Annotated in this window: 22 protein-coding genes; 21 read left to right on the top strand and 1 reads right to left on the bottom strand. The window is 66.9% G+C overall.

Going from position 1 to position 26990, the window contains the following annotated elements; all coding sequences use genetic code 11:
* The first annotated feature begins 105 nt into the window (after nucleotides 1-105).
* The 13 genes from LIN44_RS07370 to LIN44_RS07430 all read left to right on the top strand — a co-directional run bounded on the left by LIN44_RS07370 (nucleotide 106) and on the right by LIN44_RS07430 (nucleotide 17022).
* Nucleotides 106-1998 carry a propionate--CoA ligase gene (locus tag LIN44_RS07370; protein ID WP_255638277.1) on the top strand — a complete coding sequence of 631 codons (1893 nt, stop codon included), beginning with the start codon at nucleotides 106-108 and terminating at the stop codon, nucleotides 1996-1998.
* A gap of 175 nt (nucleotides 1999-2173) precedes the next feature.
* Entirely contained in the window at nucleotides 2174-4528 is a 2355-nt protein-coding gene (locus LIN44_RS07375) for a bifunctional salicylyl-CoA 5-hydroxylase/oxidoreductase (RefSeq protein ID WP_227314151.1), read from the top strand.
* Complete coding sequence (locus LIN44_RS07380) at nucleotides 4525-5328, top strand: SDR family NAD(P)-dependent oxidoreductase (protein WP_227314152.1); 804 nt, start codon at nucleotides 4525-4527, stop codon at nucleotides 5326-5328. Before LIN44_RS07375 ends, LIN44_RS07380 begins: the two co-directional genes overlap by 4 nt.
* Before the next feature lie 25 nt (nucleotides 5329-5353).
* Entirely contained in the window at nucleotides 5354-6205 is an 852-nt protein-coding gene (locus tag LIN44_RS07385; protein WP_227314153.1) for an enoyl-CoA hydratase family protein, read from the top strand.
* A 6-nt stretch (nucleotides 6206-6211) separates the two neighbouring features.
* Nucleotides 6212-7381 (top strand): acyl-CoA dehydrogenase family protein, encoded by a 1170-nt coding sequence (locus LIN44_RS07390; protein ID WP_227314154.1) that lies wholly within the window; start codon nucleotides 6212-6214, stop codon nucleotides 7379-7381.
* A 223-nt stretch (nucleotides 7382-7604) separates the two neighbouring features.
* Nucleotides 7605-9308, top strand: a complete 1704-nt coding sequence (locus LIN44_RS07395) for an AMP-binding protein (protein WP_227314155.1) — start codon at nucleotides 7605-7607, stop codon at nucleotides 9306-9308.
* The gene (locus tag LIN44_RS07400) at nucleotides 9305-9730 is read left to right on the top strand and encodes a thioesterase family protein (protein WP_227314156.1); all 426 of its coding nucleotides are present in this window, start codon (nucleotides 9305-9307) and stop codon (nucleotides 9728-9730) included. Before LIN44_RS07395 ends, LIN44_RS07400 begins: the two co-directional genes overlap by 4 nt.
* Nucleotides 9731-9774: 44 nt before the next feature.
* Nucleotides 9775-10185, top strand: coding sequence for a RidA family protein (locus LIN44_RS07405; protein ID WP_227314157.1), 411 nt, complete (start codon nucleotides 9775-9777; stop codon nucleotides 10183-10185).
* A 357-nt stretch (nucleotides 10186-10542) separates the two neighbouring features.
* Nucleotides 10543-11679: a glutamine-hydrolyzing carbamoyl-phosphate synthase small subunit gene (gene carA / locus LIN44_RS07410; protein ID WP_227314158.1), complete on the top strand. Its 1137-nt coding sequence runs from the start codon at nucleotides 10543-10545 to the stop codon at nucleotides 11677-11679.
* A 49-nt stretch (nucleotides 11680-11728) separates the two neighbouring features.
* Nucleotides 11729-12403 carry a leucine efflux protein LeuE gene (gene leuE / locus LIN44_RS07415; RefSeq protein WP_111517608.1) on the top strand — a complete coding sequence of 225 codons (675 nt, stop codon included), beginning with the start codon at nucleotides 11729-11731 and terminating at the stop codon, nucleotides 12401-12403.
* A gap of 89 nt (nucleotides 12404-12492) precedes the next feature.
* On the top strand, nucleotides 12493-15741 hold the full coding sequence (gene carB, locus LIN44_RS07420) for a carbamoyl-phosphate synthase large subunit (protein ID WP_227314159.1): 3249 nt from the start codon (nucleotides 12493-12495) through the stop codon (nucleotides 15739-15741).
* A 246-nt stretch (nucleotides 15742-15987) separates the two neighbouring features.
* The gene (gene greA, locus LIN44_RS07425) at nucleotides 15988-16464 is read left to right on the top strand and encodes a transcription elongation factor GreA (protein ID WP_018007830.1); all 477 of its coding nucleotides are present in this window, start codon (nucleotides 15988-15990) and stop codon (nucleotides 16462-16464) included.
* A 54-nt stretch (nucleotides 16465-16518) separates the two neighbouring features.
* The gene (locus LIN44_RS07430) at nucleotides 16519-17022 is read left to right on the top strand and encodes a DUF4149 domain-containing protein (protein WP_227314160.1); all 504 of its coding nucleotides are present in this window, start codon (nucleotides 16519-16521) and stop codon (nucleotides 17020-17022) included.
* Between the two features lie 51 nt (nucleotides 17023-17073).
* On the opposite strand, the gene LIN44_RS07435 is transcribed toward LIN44_RS07430, so the two are convergent.
* A complete protein-coding gene (locus tag LIN44_RS07435; protein ID WP_227314161.1) occupies nucleotides 17074-17577 on the bottom strand; it encodes a YhbY family RNA-binding protein in 504 nt (167 codons plus the stop codon).
* A 261-nt stretch (nucleotides 17578-17838) separates the two neighbouring features.
* Between LIN44_RS07435 and LIN44_RS07440 the strand changes: the two genes are divergently transcribed.
* The 8 genes from LIN44_RS07440 (at nucleotide 17839) to pstB (ending at nucleotide 26988) form a co-directional block, all read left to right on the top strand.
* A complete protein-coding gene (locus LIN44_RS07440; protein ID WP_227314162.1) occupies nucleotides 17839-18504 on the top strand; it encodes an RlmE family RNA methyltransferase in 666 nt (221 codons plus the stop codon).
* Between the two features lie 157 nt (nucleotides 18505-18661).
* Nucleotides 18662-20545 carry an ATP-dependent zinc metalloprotease FtsH gene (gene ftsH / locus LIN44_RS07445; protein WP_012353229.1) on the top strand — a complete coding sequence of 628 codons (1884 nt, stop codon included), beginning with the start codon at nucleotides 18662-18664 and terminating at the stop codon, nucleotides 20543-20545.
* A 202-nt stretch (nucleotides 20546-20747) separates the two neighbouring features.
* Nucleotides 20748-21539, top strand: a complete 792-nt coding sequence (gene folP, locus LIN44_RS07450; protein WP_227314358.1) for a dihydropteroate synthase — start codon at nucleotides 20748-20750, stop codon at nucleotides 21537-21539.
* A 62-nt stretch (nucleotides 21540-21601) separates the two neighbouring features.
* Nucleotides 21602-22945 carry a phosphoglucosamine mutase gene (gene glmM / locus LIN44_RS07455; RefSeq protein ID WP_227314163.1) on the top strand — a complete coding sequence of 448 codons (1344 nt, stop codon included), beginning with the start codon at nucleotides 21602-21604 and terminating at the stop codon, nucleotides 22943-22945.
* Nucleotides 22946-23176: 231 nt separating this feature from the next.
* On the top strand, nucleotides 23177-24208 hold the full coding sequence (gene pstS, locus LIN44_RS07460; RefSeq protein ID WP_227314164.1) for a phosphate ABC transporter substrate-binding protein PstS: 1032 nt from the start codon (nucleotides 23177-23179) through the stop codon (nucleotides 24206-24208).
* Nucleotides 24209-24270: 62 nt separating this feature from the next.
* Entirely contained in the window at nucleotides 24271-25239 is a 969-nt protein-coding gene (gene pstC / locus LIN44_RS07465) for a phosphate ABC transporter permease PstC (protein WP_227314165.1), read from the top strand.
* Nucleotides 25240-25244: 5 nt separating this feature from the next.
* Nucleotides 25245-26147, top strand: coding sequence for a phosphate ABC transporter permease PstA (pstA, locus tag LIN44_RS07470; RefSeq protein ID WP_116383076.1), 903 nt, complete (start codon nucleotides 25245-25247; stop codon nucleotides 26145-26147).
* 52 nt (nucleotides 26148-26199) lie between these two features.
* Entirely contained in the window at nucleotides 26200-26988 is a 789-nt protein-coding gene (pstB, locus tag LIN44_RS07475) for a phosphate ABC transporter ATP-binding protein PstB (protein WP_010814309.1), read from the top strand.
* Nucleotides 26989-26990: the final 2 nt, after the last annotated feature.

Here is a 26990-nt window from a genome sequence, read left to right on the forward strand (position 1 = left end):
GCGCCGCCCCGTGCGCCAGCACGCCCAAACCGTGGCCACGGGTACCCGGGCCGGTGGCAAACTACGGGCATATCCACAACTACCGCACAAGCGGAGGAGACAGACATGACGGCAAGCCATGCCGTGCATGCCCGTTCGCTGGCCGACCCCGAGGGGTTCTGGGCCGAACAGGCGGCACGCATCGACTGGGAAACCCCGTTCAGCCAGGTGCTCGACAACAGCCGCGCCCCCTTTACGCGCTGGTTCGTCGGCGGGCGCACCAACCTGTGCCACAACGCGGTCGACCGCCACCTGGCGGCCCGCGCCAGCCAGCCGGCGCTGCACTGGGTTTCGACCGAAACCGACCAGGCCCGCAGCTTCACCTACGCCGAACTGCACGACGAGGTCAGCCGCATGGCGGCGATCCTGCAGCAACTGGGCGTACAGCGCGGCGACCGCGTGCTGATCTACATGCCGATGATTCCGGAAGCCGCCTTCGCGATGCTGGCGTGCGCGCGCATCGGCGCCATCCATTCGGTGGTGTTCGGCGGCTTTGCCTCGGTCAGCCTGGCCGCGCGCATCGAGGATGCCCGCCCGCGCGTGGTGGTCAGCGCCGATGCCGGCTCGCGCGCGGGCAAGGTGGTGCCGTACAAGCCGCTGCTGGACGAGGCCATGCGGCTGTCGTCGCACCAGCCCGAGAAGGTGCTGCTGGTGGACCGGCAACTGGCGGACATGCCCCGCACCGCAGGCCGCGACCAAGACTACGGCGCGTGGCGCGAGCGCGTCGCCGGCGTGCAGGTGCCGTGCGTGTGGCTGGAGTCGGGCGAGCCGTCCTATGTGCTCTATACCTCGGGCACCACCGGCAAGCCCAAGGGCGTGCAGCGCGATACCGGCGGCTATGCGGTGGCGCTGGCCACGTCGATGGAATACATCTTCTGCGGCAAGGCCGGCGACACCATGTTCACCGCGTCGGACATCGGCTGGGTGGTGGGGCACAGCTATATCGTCTATGGCCCGCTGCTGGCCGGCATGGCGACGCTGATGTATGAAGGCACGCCGGTCCGGCCCGATGGCGGCATCCTGTGGCGGCTGGTTGAACAATACCGGGTCAACCTGATGTTCAGCGCCCCGACCGCGATCCGCGTGCTGAAGAAGCAGGATCCGGCGTGGCTGACGCGTTACGACCTGTCCAGCCTGCGCCTGCTGTTCCTGGCCGGCGAGCCGCTCGACGAGCCCACCGCGCGCTGGATCCAGGACGGCCTGGGCAAGCCGGTGGTCGACAACTACTGGCAGACCGAATCCGGCTGGCCCATCATCGCGATCCAGCGCGGCCTCGAGGCGTTGCCGCCCAAGCTGGGCTCGCCCGGCGTGCCGGCCTACGGCTATGACCTGAAGATCGTCGACGAGGCCACCGGCGAAGAGTGCCCGCCCGGGCAGAAGGGCGTGGTCGCCATCGACGGCCCGCTGCCGCCGGGATGCATGAGCACGATCTGGGGCGACGATGACCGCTTCGTGCGCACTTACTGGCAGGCGGTGCCGAACCGGCTGTGCTATTCCACCTTCGACTGGGGCGTGCGCGATGCCGACGGCTATGTCTTTATCCTGGGACGCACCGACGACGTGATCAACGTCGCCGGCCACCGGCTGGGCACACGCGAGATCGAGGAAAGCCTGTCGTCCAGCGCCGCGGTGGCCGAGGTCGCCGTGGTGGGCGTGCAGGACGCGCTCAAGGGACAGGTGGCGATGGCGTTCTGCATCGCCCGCGATCCGGCGCGCACCGCCACGCCGGAGGCGCGGCTGGTGCTCGAGGGCGAGCTGATGAAGACGGTCGAGCAGCAACTCGGCGCGGTGGCCCGGCCGGCGCGTGTGCTGTTCGTCAATGCGCTGCCGAAGACGCGTTCCGGCAAGCTGCTGCGGCGTGCCATGCAGGCCGTGGCCGAGGGCCGCGATCCGGGCGACCTGACCACCATCGAGGATCCGGGCGCGCTGGACCAGCTGCAGGCCGCGTTGAAGGGCTAGTGGGGAAGGGCGATGGCGGTGTCGCGCGCGGCACACCGCATCGCCGCCTTGCCATCGGTCGTGATGCAGTCTAATATTTGAAGCATAAAATATTTAGTCTTGATCTAGATCGCGGTGAGGCCCGGATGCGGTCGCAATATGCGGCGCGCCCGGCACAGCCGGCAGGAGGCAACAGATGCGTGTGCTTTGTATTGGCGGAGGCCCCGCCGGCCTGTACTTCGGCCTGCTGATGAAACTGCAGGATGCGGCCAACGAGGTCATCGTGGTCGAGCGCAACCGGCCCTACGACACCTTCGGCTGGGGCGTGGTGTTTTCCGACGCCACCATGGACAACCTGAAGCAGGCCGACCCGGCCAGCGCCAGCGAGATCAACGCCGCCTTCAACCACTGGGACGATATCGACATCCATATCGGCGGGCGCACCATCCGCTCGGGCGGGCATGGCTTTATCGGCATCGGCCGCAAGCGCCTGCTGAACATCCTGCAGGCGCGCTGCGAAGCGCTCGGGGTGAAGCTGGTGTTCGAGACCGATGTCTCCGACGACCAGGCGCTGGCGATGCAATACCAGGCCGACCTGGTGATCGCCTCGGACGGACTGAACAGCCGCATCCGCACCCGCTATGCCGACACCTTCCGGCCGGATATCGATACGCGCCAGTGCCGCTTTGTCTGGCTGGGCACGCACAAGCTGTTCGATGCCTTCACCTTTGCCTTTGAAAAGACCGAGCACGGCTGGTTCCAGGCGCATGCCTACCGCTTCGACGACAACACCTCGACCTTTATCGTCGAGACGCCGGAAGCGGTCTGGCGCGCCGCCGGCATCGAGCAGATGAGCCAGGAAGAGGGCGTGGCCTACTGCGAGAAGCTGTTCGCGCGCTACCTCGACGGCAACAAGCTGATCAGCAACGCGGCGCACCTGCGCGGCTCGGCGATCTGGATCCGCTTCCCGCGCGTGATCTGCCGGCAATGGGTGCACTGGAACACCTTGCCCGACGGCCGCCGCGTGCCGGTGGTGCTGATGGGCGATGCCGCGCACACCGCGCATTTCTCGATCGGCTCCGGCACCAAGCTGGCGCTCGAGGATGCCATCGACCTGGCCGAAGAGATCCGCGGCAGCGGCCACGACGGCCTGCCCGACGCGCTGGCGCGCTATGAAGCCACGCGCGGCGTGGAGGTGCTGAAGATCCAGAACGCGGCGCGCAACTCGACCGAGTGGTTCGAGAACGTCGAGCGCTACGCCGGCAGCCTGCCGCCGGAGCAGTTCGCTTATTCGCTGCTGACGCGCTCGCAACGGATTTCGCATGAGAACCTGCGCGTGCGCGATGCCGGCTATGTCGCGCAATTCGAGCACTGGCTGGCACAGCAGGCCGGGGTGCCGGCCGACAGCCTGCAGCTGCAGGCGCACCAGCCGCTGCCGCCGATGTTCACGCCGTTCCGCGTGCGCGGCGTCACGCTGAAGAACCGCGTGGTGGTATCGCCGATGGCCATGTATTCCTGCACCGACGGCGTGCCGGGCGACTTCCATCTGGTCCACCTGGGTGCGCGCGCACTCGGCGGCGCCGGCATGGTGGTGGCCGAGATGACCTGCGTGTCGCCCGATGCGCGCATCACGCCGGGCTGCCCGGGCTTGTGGAACGATGCACAGCGCGACGCGTGGAAGCGCATCGTCGATTTCGTGCATGCCAACAGCGATGCGCGCATCGCCATGCAGATCGGCCACTCGGGCCGCAAGGGCTCGACGCAACTCGGCTGGGAAGCGATGGACCACCCGCTGCCGCAGGGCAACTGGCCGGTGATTTCAGCGTCGCCGCTGCCTTACCTGCCGGGCGAATCGCAGACCCCGCGCGCGATGACGCGCGCCGACATGGACCGCGTGCGCGACGACTTCGTCGCCAGCGCGCGGCGCGCGGCCGAAGCCGGCTTCGACTGGCTCGAGCTGCACTGCGCGCACGGCTATTTGCTGTCGAGCTTTATCTCGCCGCTGACCAATACCCGCGACGACGAATACGGCGGTTCGCTGGCGGCGCGGCTGCGCTATCCGCTGGAAGTGTTCGAGGCCGTGCGCGCGGTCTGGCCGCAGGACAAGCCGATGTCGGTGCGTATCTCGGCGCACGACTGGGTCGAAGGCGGCATCACGCCCGACGACGCTGTCGAGATCGCCCGGGCCTTCAAGGCCGCGGGCGCCGACATGATCGATTGCTCGTCGGGGCAGGTCAGCCCGGACCAGGCGCCGGTCTACGGCCGCATGTACCAGACCCCCTTTGCCGACCGCATTCGCAACGAGGCCGGCATCGCCACCATTGCGGTGGGCGCGATCTTCGAGGCCGATCACGTCGACTCGATCATCGCCGCCGGCCGCGCGGACCTGTGCGCGATTGCGCGCCCGCACCTGGCCAACCCGGCGTGGACGCTGCAGGAAGCCGCGCGCATCGGCTACCGCGATATCGCCTGGCCCAAGCAGTACCTGGCCGGCAAGCGGCAGCTGGAAACCAACCTCGAACGCGCCGCGGCGCAGGAGAAGCAGGCATGACGGGCAGCACGGCAACGCTGGCCGGCCGGCACGCGCTGGTCACCGGCGGCGGGCGCGGCATCGGCGCGGCGATCGCGCGGCGGCTGCTGGCCGATGGCGCCAGCGTGACGCTGCTGGGGCGCGCTGCCGGCACGCTGCAGGCGACGGTGCAGGCGTTGCGCGGCCAGGCGCCGGCAGGGGCCATGGTGTCGTTCGTCACCGCCGATATTGCCGATGCCGACAGCGTGGCGCGCGCCTTTGCCACGGCCACGGAACAGGCCGGCCGCGTGGCGATGCTGGTCAACAATGCCGGGCAGGCCCACAGCGCGCCGTTCCTGAAGACCGATGCCGCGCTGTGGCAGCGGATGCTTGACGTCAACCTGACCGGCACCTTCCTGTGCACGCAGGCCGCCTTGCCCGCGATGCTTGAAGCCGGCTGGGGCCGCATCGTCAACGTGGCCAGCACCGCGGGCCTGATCGGCTACGGCTATGTGAGCGCCTATTGCGCGGCCAAGCATGGCGTGATCGGGCTGACGCGCGCGCTGGCGCTGGAAACCGCGGCCAAGGGCGTGACCATCAACGCGGTCTGCCCCGGCTATACCGAAACCGATATCGTGCGCGACGCCGTCGCCAATATCGTTGGCAAGACCGGTCGTACGGAAGATCAGGCGCGTGCCGAACTGGCCGCGCGCAACCCGCAGCGGCGCCTGGTGCAGCCGGAGGAAGTGGCCGACGCCGTGGCATGGCTGTGCCAGCCGTCCGCGGGCGCGATCACTGGACAGGCGATCCCGGTGGCCGGCGGCGAAGTGATGGCGGGCTGACAAGACAAGGACCGGAGAGAAAACCATGACTGAAATCGCACTCGACATGCGCCACCACAAGCGCAGCTTCGCCGCTTATGAACCGCGGCACTTCCTGTGGTCGGTGTCCGACGACGGCAAGGTCGGCACCATCACGCTGAACCGGCCCGAACGCAAGAACCCGCTGACCTTCGACTCCTACGCCGAGCTGCGCGACCTGTTCCGCGGCCTGTGCTACGCCAGCGACATCAAGGCGGTGGTGGTGACCGGCGCCGGCGGCAACTATTGCTCCGGCGGTGATGTGCACGAGATCATCGGCCCGCTGACGCGCATGTCGATGCCGGAGCTGCTCGACTTCACACGCATGACCGGCGACCTGGTCAAGGCGATGCGCGCGTGCCCGCAGCCGTTGGTGAGCGCGGTCGACGGCATCTGTGCCGGCGCTGGCGCGATGATGGCGCTGGCGTCCGACATGCGCCTGGGCACGGCGCAGGCCAAGACCGCGTTCCTGTTCACGCGCGTGGGCCTGGCCGGTGCCGACATGGGCGCGTGCACGCTGCTGCCGCGCGTGATCGGGCAGGGCCGGGCCAGCGAGCTGCTGTACACCGGCCGTTCGATGAGCGCGGAGGAAGGGCTGCAGTGGGGCTTCTTCAACGCGCTGCACCCGACCGAAGCGGTGCTGGCGCAGGCGCAGGCGCTGGCCGCGCAACTGGCCGCCGGCCCGACCTTCGCCCACGGCGTGACCAAGAAGCTGCTGCACCAGGAATGGAATATGGGCCTGGACGAGGCTATCGAGGCCGAGGCCGAGGCGCAGGCGATCTGCATGCAGACGCGCGATTTCCGCCGCGCCTATGAGGCCTTCGTCGCCAAGACCAGGCCGGTCTTCGAAGGGGACTGAGCCGCCATGTCCGACAAGACCTACCTCGATCTGCCGCTGTTCGACGATGCCCACCGCGTGCTGGAGCGCGAGCTTGACGCATGGTGCGGGCAACACCTGCGGGTCGACCACAGCGACACCGATGCCGCCTGCCGCGCGCTGGTGCGGCAACTGGGCGAGGTCGGCTGGCTGCGCTATTGCGTGCCGGCCGCGCATGGCGGCGCGCTGCCCGCGCTCGATTCGCGCTCGCTGTGCCTGCTGCGCGAGACCCTCGCGCGCCATGACGGCCTGGCCGATTTTGCCTTTGCCATGCAGGGGCTGGGCTCGGGCGCGATCACGCTGGCGGGCAGCGAGGCGCTGCGCGCGCGCTACCTGCCGCGCGTGGCCCGCGGCGAGGCGATCGCCGCGTTCGCGCTGTCGGAACCCGATGCCGGTTCGGATGTCGCCGCGATGCAATGCAGCGCGCGGCTGTCCGAAGACGGCAGCCACTATGTGATCGATGGCGCCAAGACCTGGATCTCGAACGGCGGCATTGCCGACTTCTACTGCGTGTTCGTGCGCACCGGCGAAGCGCCGGGCGCGCGCGGCATCACGGCCCTGGTGGTCGACGCCGACACGCCGGGCCTGGCCATTGCCGAGCGCATCGACGTGATGGCGCCGCATCCGCTGGCCACGCTGCGCTTCGACCAGTGCCGCGTGCCGGTGGGCAACCGGCTGGGCGAGGCGGGGCAGGGCTTCAAGGTGGCGATGATGACGCTCGATATCTTCCGCGCTTCGGTGGCGGCGGCGGCGCTGGGTTTCGGCCGCGCCGCGCTGGACGATGCGCTGGCGCGTGCCCGCGCGCGGCCGATGTTCGGCGGCGTGCTGGCCGACCTGCAGCTGACCCAGGCCGCGGTCGGCGACATGGCCACCGCCATCGACGCCGCCGCGCTGCTGACCTATCGCGCGGCCTGGCTGCGCGATGTGAAGGGACAGCGCACCACGCGCGAGGCGGCCATGGCCAAGATGGTCGCCACCGAGAACGCGCAGCAGGTGATCGACCGCGCGCTGCAGATGTTCGGCGGCCTCGGCGTCAAGGTCGGCACGCGGGTGGAAAGCCTGTACCGCGAGATCCGCTCACTGCGCATCTATGAAGGCGCCACCGAAGTGCAGAAGCTGATCATCGCGCGCGAGACGCTGGCCGGGCACAAGGCGTAAGGGAGAAGATGGTGACGTACGTCAAAAGGAAATCTTTTGCGACGCCGCTAATAAACCGTCGTCCCCGCGCAGGCGGGGACCCAGTGACTTTTGTCCCCAGAGGACTTCAAAGACGCTGGATTCCCGCCTGCGCGGGAATGACGACGGCTTTTTCGAACGCTGTCGTGAAAAACTGAAAGTTCAATAGTCGGCGAGACAGCTGACAGCAGACAGGAGACAAGCCATGGCGACCACAGCCCACCTCGATACCTTCGCGCGCGACCGCCTGCCGCCGCAAGACCAGTGGCCGGTGTTCCGCTTCAACGCCGATACTGACTACCCCGAGCGGATCAATGCGGCGGTGGAGCTGGTCGACCGCCACGTGCGCGAAGGACGCGGCGAGCGCATCGCCATCCGCCATCGCCGCGACGGCCGCATCGAGACCGTCAGCTATGCCGAGCTCGCGGCGCTGGTGAACCGCATCGCCCATGTGCTGGTCGAGGACATGCGGCTGGTGCCCGGCAACCGTGTGCTGCTGCGCGGCCCCAACAACCTGATGATGGCAGCCAGCTGGCTGGCGACGCTGAAGGCCGGACTGGTGGCGGTGCCGACCATGCCGCTGCTGCGCGCCAGGGAGCTCAAGCAGATCATCGACAAGGCGCAGGTCAGCGCCGCGCTGTGCGATGCGCGGCTGCGCGAGGAACTCGACGCCAACCAGCAGGCCGGCGGCGAATGGCATTGCCCGAGCCTGGCGCGCACGCTGTATTTCAACGGCGAAGGCGAAGGTTCGCTCGAGGCCGCGATGGCCGGCAAGCCGGAGACCTTCGACGCCTGCGACACCGCCAGCGACGATGTCTGCCTGATCGCCTTTACCAGCGGCACCACCGGCCAGCCCAAGGGCACCATGCATTTCCATCGCGACGTGCTGGCGATGTGCGACCTGTTCCCGCGCCATGTGCTGCGCTCCACGCCGGACGACATCTTCTGCGGGACGCCGCCGATCGCCTTTACCTTCGGGCTCGGCGGCATGCTGTGCTTCCCGTTGCGCATCGGCGCCAGCACGGTGCTGGCGGAGAAGCTCACGCCCGAAACGCTGCTCGAGCTGATCCACGACTTCCGCGCCACCATCGTCTTCACCGCGCCCACGTTCTACCGGCAGATGGCGACGCTGGCGCCGCGCTTCGATATCTCCAGCCTGCGGCACAGCGTGTCGGCCGGCGAGGCGCTGCCCGACGCCACGCGGCAGAGCTGGAAGGCCGCCACCGGCATCGAGATGACCGATGGCATCGGCGGCACCGAGATGATGCACATCTTTATTTCGAGCGCGGGTGCCGAGGTCAGGCCCGGCGCGATCGGCAAGGTGGTGCCCGGCTACGTGGCGCAGATCGTCGACGAGGAGATGCGGCCGCTGCCGCCGGGCCAGGTCGGCAAGCTGGCGGTGCAGGGCCCCACCGGTTGCCGCTACCTGGACGACCCGCGCCAGGCCAACTACGTGAAGGGCGGCTGGAACCTGCCGGGCGATACCTTCGTTTGCGACGCGGACGGCTATTACTTCTACCAGGCGCGCTCCGACGACATGATCATCTCGGCCGGCTACAACATCGCCGGCCCGGAGGTGGAAAGTGCGCTGATGCAGCACGAGGCCGTGGCCGAATGCGGCGTGGTCGGCGCGCCGGACGACGGGCGCGGGCAGGTGGTGATGGCCTACGTGGTGCTGCGCGAGGGCGTGGCCGCCGACGACGCCACCCGCACCGCGCTGCAGGAATACGTGAAGCGCCAGATCGCGCCCTACAAGTACCCGCGCCGGATCGAGTTCGTGCCGGCGCTGCCGCGCACCGAGACCGGCAAGCTGCAGCGCTTCAGGCTGAGGCAGATGGCGCAGCAGGGTGCCGGCAGCAATAACGGCAGCAGTGGCGGCAGTGGCGGCAAGCAGCAGGAGAAGCCATGAGCGACGTGTTCCGCAACACCGTGCAGGTGCGCTTCAAGCACTGCGACGCGGCCGGCATCGTGTTCTACCCGCGCTACTTCGAGATGCTCAACGACCTGATCGAGGACTGGTTCGGCGAGGCGCTGGGCTGGCCGTTCGATGCCATGCATGGCGAGGGCCGCGCCGGCGTGCCCACGGCCGAGCTGGAGTGCCGCTTCCTGTCGCCGAGCCGGCTGGGCGAGGTGCTGACGCGCGAATTGCGGGTGCTGAAGTTGGGCCAGTCCAGCTTCACGCTGGCGGTCCGCTTTGCCGGCCCGCATGACGATACCCGCATGGAAGTGACGCAACGGCTGGTCTGTGTCGATACCGGCGCGATCGCCCCCCAGCCGCTGCCCGAAGCCGTGCGCGAGGCCATGGCGCGCTATCTGGTCGCCGCGGCCTGAGACGAATTTCCATCCACCCATACCAAGCAACCAAGGGAAACGACATGAAGATCCTGCAGCCGCCCGACTGGGCGCCGCCGCGCGGCTACGCCAACGGCATGATGACCGAGATGCAGGCCGGCAGCCGCCTGCTGTTCATCAGCGGCCAGATCGGCTGGAACAGCCAGTGCGAATTCGAGACCGACGACTTCGGCCTGCAGGTGGCGCAGACGTTGCGCAACGTCGTGGCGGTGCTGGCCGCCGGCGATGCGCGGCCCGAACATATCGTGCGCATGACCTGGTATGTGAAGGACAAGGCCGAATATGTCGGCGCCTATGGGGCGATCGGCGAACATTACCGGGCCATCATCGGCCGTCACTTCCCGGCGATGACCGCGGTCGAGGTCGCGGACCTGGTCGAGCCGCGCGCCAAGGTGGAAATCGAGGTCACGGCGGTGGTGCCGCCGCCGCGATAATCCGCCGGCGCCAGGTGCAACCGCGCCTGCGGGAACGGGCAGCGCGGCGGCGGCCGGCGCGGCGAGATCGCCGCCTGCCGCGCGCAAGTCCTTGAAAACTTGAGAAATTGGGTGGCTCGGGATATAATTCGAAAGTTTCGCTTTCAGAACCCTTCACCCTAGCGCCTACCGCTTTCCACCTTCCGCCGCCCCCATCCGCGCCGCCATTGCCGTCTGCATCAGATGTGACGCAATGAGCATGTCGCGACCGGACCCGACCGCATCGGCGCAATGCCGCTGCCGCCGTCGCGGATCCAGCCTGGGAGGCACGAGGCGTCGATTGGTCGGTCACGGGGTGAGTCCAGCAGGAGCCTACCCGTGTTACCGTCTTTTCCGTCCGCCATTCTCGCGCTAGCAGACGGCACGGTCTTTCGTGGCTATTCCATTGGCGCTTCCGGCCATACCATCGGCGAAGTGGTGTTCAACACCGCCATCACCGGTTACCAGGAAATCCTCACCGACCCCAGCTACTCGCGGCAGATCGTCACGCTGACGTATCCGCATATCGGTAACTACGGGGTCAATCCTGAGGATGTCGAAGCCACGAAAGTCCACGCCGCCGGCCTGATCATTAAGGATCTTCCTATCCTGGCGTCCAACTTCCGCAAGGAACACACCCTGGCCCATTACCTGAAGCAGGAAAAGGTGGTGGCCATCGCCGGCATCGATACGCGCAAGCTGACGCGTATTCTGCGCGAGAAGGGCGCCCAGAACGGCTGCATCCTGGCCGGCGAGGACAACGTCCAGAAGGCCATCGACCTGGCCCGCTCGTTCCCCGGCCTGGCCGGCATGGACCTGGCCAAGGTGGTGTCGGTCAAGGAACCGTACGAATGGACCCAGTCCGAATGGAAGCTGGGCGAGGGCTACGGCAAGCAGCAGCAGCCGCAGTTCCATGTGGTCGCCTATGACTACGGCGTCAAGTACAACATCCTGCGCATGCTGGCCGAGCGCGGCTGCAAGGTCACGGTGCTGCCGGCGCAGGCCAGCGCGGCCGACGCGCTGGCGCTGAATCCGGACGGCGTGTTCCTGTCCAACGGCCCCGGCGACCCCGAGCCGTGCGACTACGCCATCGCCGCCACGCGCGAGTTCATCGCGCGCGGCATCCCGACCTTCGGCATCTGCCTGGGCCACCAGATCATGGCCCTGGCGGTCGGCGCCAAGACCCTGAAGATGAAGTTCGGCCACCACGGCGCCAACCATCCGGTCAAGGACCTGGACGACGGCCGCGTGGTGATCACGTCGCAGAACCACGGCTTCGCGGTCGACGCCGACACGCTGCCGGCGAACGTGCGCGTCACCCACAAGTCGCTGTTCGACGGCTCGCTGCAGGGTTTCGCGCTGACCGACAAGCCGGCGTTCTGCTTCCAGGGCCACCCGGAAGCCTCGCCCGGCCCGAACGACGTGGCGTACTTGTTCGACCGCTTCATCGAGCTGATGACCGACGCGCGCAAGTAAGCGTGCAAGCGAGCGCGCGGGCACAGCGAGAGAGATACAGGGACACCCCATGAACGCCTTCATGCATACCGCTTTCGGCATCACCGATTTCTGGACCTATGTGCTGGGCACGATCTTTATCGTGCTGCTGCCGGGCCCGAATTCGATGTACGTGCTGTCGGTGGCGGCGCAGCGCGGCGTGCGCGCCGGCTACAAGGGCGCGTGCGGGGTGTTCCTGGGCGACGCGGTGCTGATGGTGCTGTCGGCGGCGGGCGTGGCCTCGCTGCTCAAGGCCAGCCCGGCGCTGTTCTACGTGGTGAAGTACGTCGGCGCGGCCTACCTGGCGTGGATCGGCTTCAACATGCTGCGCGGCGCGCTGCGCAGCTGGGCCGCGCGCGGCGATGCCGCCGGCGCGGCGGTGCCTGCGGCCACGCCGGACCAGTCCGACCCGTTCCGCAAGGCGTTGCTGATCAGCCTGCTGAACCCCAAGGCGATCCTGTTCTTCATCTCGTTCTTCATCCAGTTCGTCGACCCGGCCTTCGCCTACCCGGTGCTGTCGTTCGGCGTGCTGGGGCTGGTGTGCCAGATCTGCAGCTTTGCCTACCTGACCACGATCATCTTCGTGGGCGCGAAGCTGGCCGAGGCGTTCCGGCGCCGCCGCCGGCTGTCGGCCGGCATGGCCAGCGGGGTAGGGGCGATGTTCATCGGCTTCGGCGCCAAGCTGGCCACGGCCACGATGAACTGAGCCAGACCACATTTTCGAATCCGGACGGATTCCCTGATTACCGGCGCGGTCCGCAGGCAAGGCGGGCCGGCCCATAAAGAGAGCGTGCAATGCCAAAACGCACAGACATCAAGAGCATCCTGATCATCGGCGCGGGCCCCATCATCATCGGCCAGGCGTGCGAGTTCGACTATTCCGGCGCCCAGGCCTGCAAGGCCCTGCGCGAGGAAGGCTTCAAGGTCATCCTGGTCAACTCCAACCCGGCGACCATCATGACCGACCCGGCCACGGCCGATGTGACCTACATCGAGCCGATCACCTGGGAAGTGGTCGAGCGCATCATCGAGAAGGAGCGTCCGGATGCGATCCTGCCGACCATGGGCGGCCAGACCGCGCTGAACTGCGCGCTGGACCTGCATCGCCATGGCGTGCTGGACAAGTACAAGGTGGAACTGATCGGCGCGTCGCCCCAGGCCATCGACAAGGCCGAGGACCGCCAGAAGTTCAAGGACGCGATGACCAAGATCGGCCTGGGCTCGGCCAAGTCCGGCATCGCCCACTCGATGGACGAGGCCGTGGCCGTGCAGGCCCGCATCGCCCAGGAGACCGGCACCAGCGGCTACCCGATCGTGATCCGCCCGTCGTTCACGCTGGGCGGCACCGGCGGCGGCATCGCCTACAACCGCGAAGAATTCGAAGAGATCTGCAAGCGCGGCCTGGACCTGTCGCCCACGCGCGAGCTGCTGATCGAGGAATCGCTGCTGGGCTGGAAAGAGTATGAGATGGAAGTGGTCCGCGACAAGCAGGACAACTGCATCATCATCTGCTCGATCGAAAACCTGGATCCGATGGGCATCCACACCGGCGACTCGATCACCGTGGCGCCGGCGCAGACTCTGACCGACAAGGAATACCAGATCCTGCGCAACGCCTCGCTGGCGGTGCTGCGCGAGATCGGCGTCGACACCGGCGGCTCCAACGTGCAGTTCTCCATCAACCCGAAGGACGGTCGCATGATCGTCATCGAGATGAACCCGCGCGTGTCGCGTTCGTCGGCGCTGGCGTCCAAGGCCACCGGCTTCCCGATCGCCAAGGTCGCGGCCAAGCTGGCGGTCGGCTACACGCTGGACGAGCTGAAGAACGAGATCACCGGCGGCGCCACCCCGGCGTCGTTCGAGCCCTCGATCGACTACGTCGTCACCAAGGTGCCGCGCTTCGCCTTCGAGAAATTCCCGCAGGCCGACAGCCACCTGACCACCCAGATGAAGTCGGTGGGCGAAGTGATGGCGATGGGCCGCACCTTCCAGGAATCGTTCCAGAAGGCTTTGCGCGGGCTGGAAGTGGGCGTCGACGGCCTGGACGAGAAGTCCACCGACCGCGACGAGATCGTCGAGGAGATCGGCGAGCCCGGCCCGGACCGCATCTGGTACGTGGGCGACGCGTTCCGCCTCGGCATGTCGCTGGAAGAGGTCTATCACGAGACCGCCATCGATCCGTGGTTCCTGGCCCAGATCGAGGACATCGTCCGCACCGAAGGCCTGGTCAAGTCGCGCACGCTCGACAGCCTGTCGACCGCCGAACTGCGCTTCCTGAAGCAGAAGGGCTTCTCCGACCGCCGCCTGGCGCGGCTGCTGAAGACCGATGCCAAGGCCGTGCGCGCGGCGCGCATCGCCCAGAACGTGCGCCCGGTCTACAAGCGCGTCGACACCTGCGCGGCCGAGTTCGCCACCAACACCGCCTACATGTACTCGACCTACGAGGCCGAGCATGGCGAGTGCGAGGCCGCGCCGACCGACAAGAAGAAGATCATGGTGCTGGGCGGCGGCCCGAACCGGATCGGCCAGGGCATCGAGTTCGACTACTGCTGCGTGCACGCCGCGCTGGCGCTGCGCGAAGACGGGTACGAGACCATCATGGTCAACTGCAACCCGGAAACCGTGTCGACCGACTATGACACGTCGGACCGCCTGTACTTCGAGCCGCTGACGCTGGAAGACGTGCTCGAGATCGTCGACAAGGAAAAGCCGGTCGGCGTGATCGTGCAGTACGGCGGCCAGACCCCGCTGAAGCTGGCGCTGGACCTGGAGCGCAACGGCGTGCCCATCATCGGCACCAGCCCCGACATGATCGACGCGGCCGAAGACCGCGAGCGCTTCCAGAAGCTGCTGCAGGACCTGGGCCTGCGCCAGCCGCCCAACCGCACCGCGCGCGCCGAGGACGAAGCGCTGCGGCTGGCCGAGGAAATCGGCTATCCGCTGGTGGTGCGCCCGTCGTACGTGCTGGGCGGCCGCGCCATGGAAATCGTGCATGAGCCGCGCGACCTCGAGCGCTACATGCGCGAGGCGGTCAAGGTCTCCAACGACTCCCCGGTGCTGCTCGACCGCTTCCTGAACGACGCCATCGAGTGCGATGTCGATGCCCTGTGCGACGGCAAGCGCGTCTTTATCGGCGGCGTGATGGAGCATATCGAGCAGGCCGGCGTGCACTCGGGCGATTCCGCCTGCTCGCTGCCGCCGTACTCGCTGTCGGCCGAGACCGTGGCCGAACTCAAGCGCCAGACCGCGGCGATGGCCAAGGCCCTGAACGTGGTCGGCCTGATGAACGTGCAGTTCGCGATCCAGCAGAACAATGGCGTCGATACCGTCTACGTGCTGGAAGTGAACCCGCGCGCCTCGCGTACCGTGCCGTACGTGTCCAAGGCCACCGGCATGCAGCTGGCCAAGATTGCAGCGCGCTGCATGGCCGGCCAGTCGCTGGACGCGCAGGGCGTCGGCGACGAGGTGATCCCGCCGTACTACAGCGTCAAGGAAGCGGTGTTCCCGTTCAACAAGTTCCCGGGCGTCGATCCGGTGCTCGGACCCGAAATGCGTTCGACCGGCGAAGTGATGGGCGTGGGCAAGAGCTTCGGCGAGGCCCTGTTCAAGAGCCAGCTGGCCGCGGGCTCGCGCCTGCCGGAGAAGGGCGCCGTGCTGATCACCGTGAAGGACAGCGACAAGCCGCGCGCCGTGGCCGTGGCCCGCATGCTGCACGACATGGGCTACCCGATCGTCGCCACGCGCGGCACCGCCTCGGCGATCGAGGCCGCCGGCATCCCGGTCAAGGTCGTCAACAAGGTCAAGGACGGCCGTCCGCATATCGTCGACATGATCAAGAACGGCGAACTGGCGCTGGTGTTCACCACCGTCGACGAAACCCGCGGCGCGATCGCCGATTCGCGCTCGATCCGGATCTCGGCGCTGGCGCATCGCATTCCTTACTACACCACCATCGCCGGCGCGCGCGCCGCGGTGGAAGGCCTGAAGCACATGCAGAGCCTGGAGGTCTACGACCTGCAGGGCCTGCATGCCTCGCTGGCCTGATGCCGTCAAGGTAAGCAGGCAACACATCGCCAAGGGGCCGGCCGCATTGCGGCGGCCCCGCCCGGGAAGCCCGCCGGAGTTGCTGCCGGCGGGCTTCCTGACCTAAACTACGTCAAATTCGTCGATCGAACCGGCGTGCCCGCGTTCGATCCTGTCTGAAAGCCGCGGTTGAGCGGAAGTGCCCTGGCGGGTTTGCCGGGGATGGCTCCAGCTCCGCTGCGGCTCATTTTTTTGTTGAACGAAGACATGAGCACCATTCCGATTACCAAGCGTGGCGCAGAGCTCCTGAAGGAGGAGCTGCAGCGCCTGAAGGCTGTCGAGCGTCCGGCGGTGATCAATGCCATCTCGGAAGCGCGCGCCCAGGGCGACCTGTCTGAAAACGCCGAGTACGACGCCGCCAAGGAAAAGCAGGCCTTTATCGAAGGCCGCATCCTGGAAGTCGAGGCCAAGCTGTCGGCCGCGCAGATCATCGACCCGACCCAGCTGGACACCGACGGCCGCATCGTCTTTGGCGCCACCGTCGACCTGGAGGACCTGGAGTCCGGCAACCCGGTCAGCTACCAGATCGTCGGCGATGACGAGGCCGACCTCGACGCCGGCAAGATCTCGGTCAGCTCGCCCATTGCGCGCGCGCTGATCGGCAAGTTCGAAGGCGACGTCGCCACCGTGCTGGCCCCGGGCGGCGAGCGCGAGTACGAAGTCATTACGGTTCGCTACATCTGATGCCGGCCCGGCCGGCGGGCTTAGGCCTGCGCCGGCCACCGGAAAGGCCGGCTTGTGTTCTCCAGTTCCTATAACAACCTGCCGCCGCTGCCGCACCGCATCTTCCTGCTGCTGACGGTGGTGTGGGCGGGCAGCCTGTGGACCGTCGGCTACATGGTGGCACCGACGCTGTTTTCGGTGCTGCCCAGCCGCGAGATGGCGGGCATGATCGCCGGTCACCTGTTCCATACCGAAGCCATCGTCGGCGTGACCAGCGGCGTGCTGCAGCTGGTGCTGTGCAACGTGATGATCCGGCGCGGCGCCCACCGCTACCGCGGGCTGCGCTGGCTGGTGCTGGGCATGCTGTGCTGCGTGCTGGTGGGCTATTTCGGCACCCAGCCCTTCATGGGCAGCCTGAAGGAAAAGGCGCTGGCGCTGGGCGTGGGGGTGTCGGAGTCGCCGTACAAGGCGCAATTCGGCATGCTGCACGGCGTGTCCAGCGCCTTCTACCTGCTGCAAAGCCTGCTGGCGCTGGCACTGGTGTGGCGCGCTTCGGCGCCGCGTTCGGCCGGGGAGTGAGTCCGGCAGCGGGCGCCTGGCGGCGCCCGCCTGGGTTTTGCCCGGGCTGCCTTAGCCCAGGGACTTCTTCTTCTGGCTGGTGGGACGCGCGCGCGCGCGCTTCACATTGCCGCCGGCGGTGACGCGCTCGTTGCCGAGCACCGTGACTTCCTTGCGGGTCGGACGGCGGTTCGGCGCGGCGCTGGGCTTCTTCACCGTCACCGTGCGCGGGGCGGCGCCGCCGCGGCGGGCGGGCGTGTGCCGGCCGAGGTCTTCGGGCTGGTTTTCCTTCAGGCGCGCTTCGCCCGGACGCCAGACCACCAGCAGCTTGCCGATATGCTGGATCGGCGCGGCGCTGAGCTGGTCGCAGATTTCTTCGTAAATGGCGATGCGCGCTTCGCGGTCGTCGCCGAACACGCGGATCTTGATCAGGTCATGGGCAGCCAGGCTGCGGTCGATCTCGGCCAGCACGGCGCGGGTCAGGCCCTCGGCGCCGACCATCACGACCGGGTTCAGGGCATGGGCGCGGGAGCGCAGGTCGGAGCGCTGGGCAGGGACTAGTTGTAGAGCAGGCATAGTTTGGCGCTGAATAAGGCGCTTGAAATAGGGATAGAGCGCTTGGCGCTGGTAATCGGGCGCTGCAGCCCGCGCCGGTCGTGACACGGCGCGCGGAACAGGCTGCCGGCGGCCACCGGTTGGCGGCAAGCCGGGGTGCGGATTGGCGCGTATTATCCGTCAATCCGGCACTGTCGGGCAGCAAAATCATCAAAACAGTAGGAAAACCTGCGCCGCCGGTTCAACCGGCGCGCGCGGGCAGGGAACAGGCTGGTATCTGGCATGGCAAAGAACAAGTTCAACCATTCGTGGCTGCACGACCACATCAACGATCCGTACGTAAAGATGGCGCAGCGCGAGGGCTACCGCGCGCGCGCGGCCTACAAGCTCAAGGAAATCGACGAGCAGGACAAGCTGATCCGCCCGGGCCAGGTCATTGTCGACCTGGGCGCGGCGCCCGGCAGCTGGAGCCAGTACGCCCGCAACAAGCTGGCCGACTCACCCCGCGCCAGGGATGGCAGGATCGACGGCGCGGTCGTGGCGATCGACCTGCTGCCGATGGAGCCTGTCGCCGACGTCACTTTCATCCAGGGTGACTTCCGTGAGGAATCGGTCTTCCGCGAACTGGAAAGTGTGGTTCTGGACGCCTCCGGCGGCAACAAGATTGACCTTGTTTTGTCGGACATGGCCCCCAATTTGTCCGGTGTGGCCTCCGCCGATGCCGCCCGGATCGAGTACCTGTGCGACCTGGCGCTTGAATTCGCGCAGGCCCACCTTAAGCCGGAGGGAGCATTGCTGGTAAAGTGTTTCCACGGGAGCGGCTACAGCCAGATCGTGGAAAAGTTCAAACGGCAGTTCAAAGTGGTCGCAAAGCGCAAGCCCAAGGCGTCGCGCGACAAGTCTTCCGAAACCTTTATCCTTGGGCGCTACCTCAAGGCAGTGGATTGACCGATCTCGATACAAGCCAGGGCGGAATAAGAAATGTAGAGGGAAATACCCTCACCCGGTGCTATCGGCATCATAGTTTCTCTGTTTCCCCTCGAGGGCGGGGGCTGCATTACAATGCAGCTATCCGTTGGCAAGGCAATTGCAAAGGAGTTCGGCCTTGAATAACAACCTGTTTCAAAAGGCGGCAATCTGGCTCGTGATCGCGCTGGTGTTGTTTACCGTCTTCAAGCAGTTCGACAAGCCCCGTGCGCAGGACAGCGTCACCTATTCGCAGTTCATGGATGACGCCAAGAACGGCAAGGTGTCGCGCGTCGACGTGCAGGGCCGCAACCTGGTGGTCTCGCCCAAGGAAGGCGCGAAGTACACCATCATCTCGCCGGGCGACATCTGGATGGTCGGCGACCTGATGAAGTACGGCGTGCAGGTCACCGGCAAGGCGGACGACGAACCCAACGTGCTGGTCCAGGCCCTGTACTACCTCGGGCCGACCCTGCTGATCATCGTGTTCTGGTTCTACATGATGCGTCAGATGCAGGGTGGCGGAAAAGGCGGCGCATTCTCATTCGGCAAGTCGCGTGCGCGCTTGATCGACGAGAACCAGAACGCCGTCACGTTCCAGGACGTGGCCGGCTGCGACGAATCCAAGGAAGAAGTGGTCGAGCTGGTCGACTTCCTCAAGGATCCGCAGAAATTCCAGAAGCTGGGCGGCCGCATCCCGCGCGGCGTGCTGCTGGTCGGCCCTCCGGGCACCGGCAAGACGCTGCTGGCGCGTGCCATCGCCGGCGAGGCCAAGGTGCCGTTCTTCAGCATCTCGGGCTCCGACTTCGTTGAAATGTTCGTCGGCGTGGGCGCGGCGCGTGTCCGCGACATGTTCGAGAACGCCAAGAAGCAGGCTCCCTGCATCGTCTTCATCGATGAAATCGACGCGGTCGGCCGCCATCGTGGCGCCGGCATGGGCGGCGGCAATGACGAGCGCGAGCAGACCCTGAACCAGATGCTGGTCGAGATGGACGGCTTCGAGGCCAACTCGGGCGTGATCGTGATCGCCGCGACCAACCGTGCCGACGTGCTGGACAAGGCGCTGCTGCGTCCGGGCCGTTTCGACCGCCAGGTCTACGTCGGCCTGCCGGACATCCGCGGCCGCGAGCAGATCCTGAAGGTCCATATGCGCAAGGTGCCGATCGGCAACGACGTCGACGCCTCGGTGATCGCGCGCGGCACGCCGGGCTTCTCGGGCGCCGACCTGGCCAACCTGGTCAACGAGGCCGCGCTGTTTGCCGCCCGCCGCAACAAGCGCGTGGTCGACATGCAGGACTTCGAAGACGCCAAGGACAAGATCTACATGGGTCCGGAGCGCAAGTCGACGGTGATGCGCGAGGAAGAGCGCCGCGCCACGGCTTACCACGAGTCCGGCCATGCGGTGGTGGCCAAGCTGCTGCCGAAGGCCGACCCGGTGCACAAGGTCACCATCATGCCGCGTGGCTGGGCGCTGGGCGTGACCTGGCAGCTGCCGGAACATGACAAGTATTCGAAGTACAAGGACAGCATGCTGGAAGAGGTGGCGATCCTCTTCGGCGGCCGCGCGGCGGAAGAGGTCTTCCTCAACGCCATGAGCACGGGCGCTTCCAACGACTTCGAGCGCGCCACCAAGATCGCGCGCGACATGGTGACCCGCTTCGGCATGAGCGATTCGCTGGGGGCGATGGTCTACGTCGATACCGAGCAGGACGGCATGTTCGGCAAGCTGTCGTCGAAGACCGTGTCGGAAGCCACGCAGCAGAAGGTCGACGCCGAGATCCGCCGCATCATCGACGAGCAATACGCGCTGGCCAAGCGCCTGCTCGAAGAGAACCGCGACAAGGTCGAGGCCATGACCAACGCGCTGATGGAATGGGAAACCATCGATGCCGACCAGGTCAACGACATCATGGCCGGCAAGCCGCCGCGCCCGCCGCGCAGCGCGTCGGGCCCCAACGGTGGCGGCAGCACGCCTTCGGGCGGCTCGCCGGTGGCGCCGACCAACGCGCCCGCCACGGCCTGATCCAGCGCTGGTCCCACTGACGGCGCTGTAGCGATGGCTGTGTAGTGCCTCTCCCTGAAGCCGGTGCCTGGTGCACCGGCTTTTCCTTTTAGCGCGGCCAGGCCGCGCGCATCGCCGAAGCCCTACCTTGCAGCAGACCACTCAAACCCGGCACTTCCAGTGCGGCCGTTTCCGCTTTGCCCTGGACCAGCGCCCGCTGGTGATGGGCATCCTCAATGTCACGCCCGACTCGTTTTCCGACGGCGGCCAGCATGCCAGCCGCGACGCGGCGCTGCGCCATGCCGAGCAGATGATTGCCGAGGGCGTCGACATCATCGACATCGGCGGCGAATCGAGCCGGCCCGGTTCCGCCGCGCTGCCGCTGGCGGACGAGCTGGCGCGCGTGATTCCGGTAGTGAAAGCGCTGCGCGACTGCGGCAAGCCGCTGTCGATCGATACCTACAAGCCGGAGGTCATGCGCGCCGCGCTTGCGGCCGGAGCCGATCTCATCAACGATATCTGGGGCCTGCGCATGCCCGGCGCGATCGAGGCGGTGGCGGGCGGACAGGCGGGCCTGTGCGTGATGCATATGCAGCGCGATCCGCAGACCATGCAGGAGGATCCGCACTACGACGATGTGGTCGCCGAAGTCGCGCAGTTCCTGGCCGAGCGCGTCGCCGTGCTGCGCGCGGCTGGGATCGACGATGCCCGCATCTGCCTCGATCCGGGATTTGGCTTCGGCAAGACGCCGGATCATAATCTGCGCCTGCTCGGGCAGTTGCCGAGGCTGGCGCTGGACGGCCTGCCGGTGCTGGCGGGCATCTCGCGCAAATCCACGCTGGGCGCCATCCTGGGGGGCCGGCCGCCGCAGCAGCGCATTGCCGCCAGCATCGCCGCGGCGGTCTGTGCGGTGGAGCGCGGTGCGTTGATCGTGCGCGTGCATGATGTGCAGCAGACCGTCGATGCCGTGAAGACCTGGTGGGCCGTGCGCAACGAATCCGTCAGCGCGGGCTGAGCCGGGCGCCGACGCCGGTCGGCGCCACCAAGACAGAACACAGAAGAGAAAGGGAACAAGGAATGACACGCAAGTATTTCGGGACCGATGGCGTGCGGGGCAAGGTCGGCGATGCGCCGATCACGCCGGATTTCGTGATGCGGCTGGGCCATGCCGCTGGCAAGGTGCTGGCGCACGGCGCCAGGACCGGGCAGGGCAAGCCGACCGTGCTGATCGGCAAGGACACGCGCATTTCGGGCTACATGCTCGAAGCCGCGCTGGAAGCCGGCTTTACCTCGGCGGGCGTGCACGTGCTGCTGACCGGGCCGCTGCCGACCCCAGGCATCGCCTACCTGACGCGGGCGCTGCGGCTGTCCGCGGGCGTGGTGATCTCGGCCAGCCACAACCCCTACTACGACAACGGCATCAAGTTCTTCTCGGCCAGCGGCGACAAGCTGCCTGACACGGTCGAGGCGGCGATCGAGGCGGCCCTGGACGAGCCCATGGTGTGCGCCCCCTCCGACGACCTGGGGCGCGCCCGCCGCATCGACGATGCCGCCGGCCGCTATATCGAATTCTGCAAGAGCACCTTCCCGTACGAGCAGGACCTGCACGGCCTGAAGCTGGTGGTCGACTGCGCCCATGGCGCGGCGTATCACATCGCGCCGCCGGTGTTCCATGAGCTGGGCGCCGACGTGGTCGCCATCGGCAACCAGCCGAACGGCCGCAATATCAACGCCGGCTACGGCGCCACCGCGCCGGAGAAGCTGATCGAGGCGGTCAAGGCCAACGGCGCCGACCTGGGCCTGGCCTTCGATGGCGACGCGGACCGGCTGCAGGTGGTGGACGCGGATGGCCGGCTCTACAACGGCGACGAACTGCTGTATCTGATCGTGCGCGACCGCCAGGCGGCGGGGCAGGCGGTACCCGGCGCGGTCGGCACGCTGATGACCAATATGGCGGTGGAGCTGGCGCTCAAGCGCGAGGGCGTCGACTTCGTGCGCGCCAAGGTGGGCGACCGCTATGTGCTGGAGGAGCTGAACAAGCGCAAGTGGACGCTGGGCGGCGAAGGCTCCGGCCACCTGCTGTGCCTGGATCGCCACAGCACCGGCGACGGCATCGTGTCGGCGCTGCAGGTGCTGGGCGCACTGCGCCGCAGCGGCAAGACCCTGGCGCAACTGCTCGACGGCGTGAAGCTGTTCCCGCAGACGCTGATCAATGTGCGCGTGCAGAAGGGGTTCGACTGGCAGACCCACGCCGGCCTGCAGGCGGCGCGTGCGGCGGTGGAGCCGGAACTGGAAGGCCGCGGCCGGGTGCTGATCCGCGCCTCGGGCACCGAGCCCGTGGTGCGCGTGATGGTCGAGGCCGAGCAGGCCGAGATGGCCGAGCGCGCGGCGAGGAAGCTGGCGGACGCGCTGGGTGCGTGATAGCGCCCATCCCAGAAAAGAACGCCGGGCTCGCCCGGCGTTCTTTTTGTCTAACTGCGCAATTAACCGCCGTCATATTTGCCACCCGGCAGGGCGGCACCCTCCCGTCATTACCTTGCTGCAGGCCAGTTTCAAGAAGATTTAAAGATGTCACGGAATTGTCATACAGGCAGCATAAAGTTCGTCTTGTCAAAAATTTGTCATTCCCAACCAATGTTCTCTGGAGGACATATGAAGCTGGTCAAGACTGCCGTGGCAGGCATCGTTTCGATGGTGGTGGCGGGTACTGCGTTCGCGGCGGAAATTACCGGTGCAGGCGCTTCCTTCCCGGCGCCCGTGTATTCCAAGTGGGCCGACGCATATAACAAGGCAACGGGCAACAAGGTCAACTATCAATCCATCGGCTCGTCGGGCGGCATCAAGCAGATCGGCGCCAAGACGGTCGATTTCGGTGCCTCGGACGCGCCGCTGAAGGACGAGGACCTGAACAAGCAGGGCCTGGTCCAGTTCCCGACCGTGATCGGCGGCGTGGTGCCGGTGATCAACCTGCAAGGCGTGAAGCCGGGCGAGCTGACCATCACCGGCGAGGTGCTGGCCAACATCTACCTGGGCAAGATCAAGAAGTGGGACGATCCCGCGATCAAGGCGCTGAACCCGCAAGCCAAGCTGCCGAGCCAGGACATCCTGCCGGTGCGCCGCGCCGACGGTTCGGGCACCACCTTCATCTTCACCAACTACCTGTCCAAGGTCAGCGCTGACTGGAAGGGCACGGTGGGCGAGGGCACCACGGTCAACTGGCCGGGCGGCGGCACCGGCGGCAAGGGCAACGAGGGCGTGGCCGCCTTCGTGCAGCGCCTGAACGGCGCCATCGGCTATGTCGAGTACGCCTACGCCAAGCAGAACAAGATGACTCACGTGAACATGAAGAACGCGTCGGGTGCCGTGGTCAAGCCGGGTGACGACGCCTTCAAGGCCGCCGCCGCCGGCGCGGACTGGAGCAAGAGCTACTACCAGATCCTGACCAACCAGCCGGGCAAGGACGCCTGGCCGATCGCCGGCGCCACCTTCATCCTGGTGCACAAGAACCAGGACAAGCCGGCGCAGGGCGCGGAAGTGCTGAAGTTCTTCGACTGGGCGTACAAGAACGGCACCGGCATGGCCGCCGACCTGGACTACGTGCCGCTGCCGGAAAACGTCGTCAACCAGATCCGCACGACCTGGAAGTCGGTCGTCAAGGACTCGGCAGGCAAGGCGCTGTACTGATCTGACGGTATCGCCGGCCCGCGTGCAAGCGCGGGCCGGCGAACCCTCCCGAATTTTCCGACATGGCGACTACCCCCTCCGACACCCGCAACGTCCAGCCCCCGAGCCGCATGGGCGACATCCTGTTCGGCGGCCTGACGCGCGGCGCCGCGATCGTGACGCTGCTGCTGCTGGGCGGCATCATCGTCTCGCTCGCGATCAGCGCCTGGCCCTCGATCGAGGCCTTCGGCGCGCGCTTCCTGTGGTCCGCGGAGTGGGATCCTCCCGCCGATGTCTACGGTGCGCTGGTGCCCATCTACGGCACCATCGTGACCTCGCTGATCGCATTGATCATCGCGGTGCCGGTCAGCTTCGGCATCGCCCTGTTCCTGACCGAGCTGTCGCCCGCCTGGCTGCGCCGCCCGCTCGGCACGGCCATCGAGCTGCTGGCCGCGGTGCCGTCGATCGTCTACGGCATGTGGGGCCTGCTCGTGTTCGCGCCGATCTTCGGCGAATATTTCCAGAAGCCGCTGGCCGCCACGGTGGGCCAGCTGCCGGTGGTCGGCAAGCTGTTCCAGGGCGCGCCGCTGGGCATCGGCCTGCTGTGCGCGGGCGTGATCCTGGCGATCATGATCATCCCGTACATCGCCTCGGTGATGCGCGACGTGTTCGAAGTCACCCCGGTGCTGCTCAAGGAATCCGCCTACGGCGTGGGCTGCACCACCTGGGAAGTGATGTGGAACGTGGTGCTGCCCTACACCCGCGCCGGCGTCATCGGCGGCGTGATGCTGGGCCTGGGCCGCGCGCTGGGCGAGACCATGGCCGTCACTTTCGTGATCGGCAATACCAACCTGCTGGACAGCGCCTCGCTGTTCTCGCCGGGCAACAGCATTACCTCGGCGCTCGCCAACGAGTTCGCCGAGGCCGGCGCCGGCCTGCATACGGCCGCGCTGATGGAGCTGGGCCTGATCCTGTTCTTCATTACCTTCGTGGTGCTGGCGCTATCCAAACTGCTGTTGCTGAAGCTCGCCAAGAACGAGGGCGCCAAATGAGCCAAATGACCCAAGCGAGCCAGGCCGTGTCTTCCGTCTCGATTCCCGCCGTCCGTCCCGATGCCGATGCCGTGCGCGCGCGCCTGCAGGGCCGCCGCCGCCGCGTCAACCTGTACGCGCTGACCGCTTCGCTGGTGGCGATGGGATTCGGCCTGTTCTGGCTGGCGTGGATCCTGTGGACCACCGTCACGCTGGGCGTGGGCGGGCTCTCGCTGGACCTGTTCACGCAGATGACGCCGGCTCCCAATACCGCCGGCGGCGGCCTGGCCAACGCCATCTTCGGCAGCTTCGTGATGGTCGGCATGGCCACGCTGTTCGGCACGCCGCTGGGCATCCTGGCCGGCATTTACCTGGCCGAGTATGGAAAGAGCTCGCCGCTGGCCAGCTTTATCCGCTTTATCAACGATATCCTGCTGTCGGCGCCGTCGATCGTGATCGGCCTGTTCGTCTACGCACTGGTGGTGACCCGCATGGGCCACTTCTCGGGCTGGGCCGGCATCTGCGCGCTGGCGCTGCTGCAGGTGCCGATCGTGGTGCGCACCACCGAGAACATGCTGAACCTGGTGCCCAACGCGCTGCGCGAGGCCGCCTTCGCCCTGGGCACGCCCAAGTGGAAGATGGTGCTGTCGATCACGGTGAAGTCATCCTACGCGGGAATTGTGACCGGCGTATTGCTGGCGGTCGCCCGTATCGCCGGCGAAACCGCGCCGCTGCTGTTCACCGCGCTGTCCAACCAGTTCTGGACCAGCGACCTGAACAAGCCCATGGCCAACCTGCCGGTGACGATCTTCCGCTTTGCCATGAGCCCGTTCACCGAATGGCAGCAACTGGCCTGGGCGGGCGTGTTCCTGATTACGATTGGCGTGCTGGCCCTGAATATCCTGGCGCGCATCCTGTTCAAGAAATAAGCGGCGCGCCCGTGCTCCGGACCCGCCCCAAGACTGCAAGCGAGAAAACGCAATGACCTCCACCGTCATCGACATTCCCGATTCGGTTCGCGCCAAGATCGACGTGCGCAACCTGAACTTCTACTACGGCCAGTTCCATGCCCTGAAGGACATCAACATGTCGATCCCGGACCGCAAGGTCACGGCCTTCATCGGGCCGTCGGGATGCGGCAAGTCGACGCTGCTGCGCACCTTCAACAAGATGTACGCGCTCTATCCCGAGCAGCGCGCCGAGGGCGAGATCAACATGGACGGCGACAACCTGCTGACCGCCAGGCAGGACATCGCGCTGCTGCGCGCCAAGGTCGGCATGGTGTTCCAGAAGCCGACGCCGTTCCCGATGTCGATCTACGACAACATCGCCTTCGGCGTGCGCCTGTTCGAGAAGCTGTCGCGCTCGGAAATGGATGACCGCGTGGAATGGGCGCTGACCAAGGCGGCGCTGTGGAACGAGGCCAAGGACAAGCTGCACCAGTCGGGCTACGGCCTGTCCGGCGGCCAGCAGCAGCGCCTGTGCATCGCGCGCGGCATCGCCATCCGCCCCGAGGTGCTGCTGCTGGACGAGCCGTGCTCGGCGCTCGACCCGATTTCCACCGGCCGCATCGAAGAGCTGATCGCGGAACTGAAGGACGAGTACACCGTGGTGATCGTCACGCACAACATGCAGCAGGCGGCGCGCTGTTCCGACTACACCGCCTACATGTACCTGGGCGAACTGATCGAGTTCGGCGAGACCGAGAAGATCTTCATCAAGCCGCACCGCAAGGAAACGGAAGACTACATCACCGGCCGGTTCGGCTGACG

Origin of the sequence: Cupriavidus sp. MP-37, assembly GCF_020618415.1 — a bacterium.
Lineage (GTDB): Bacteria > Pseudomonadota > Gammaproteobacteria > Burkholderiales > Burkholderiaceae > Cupriavidus.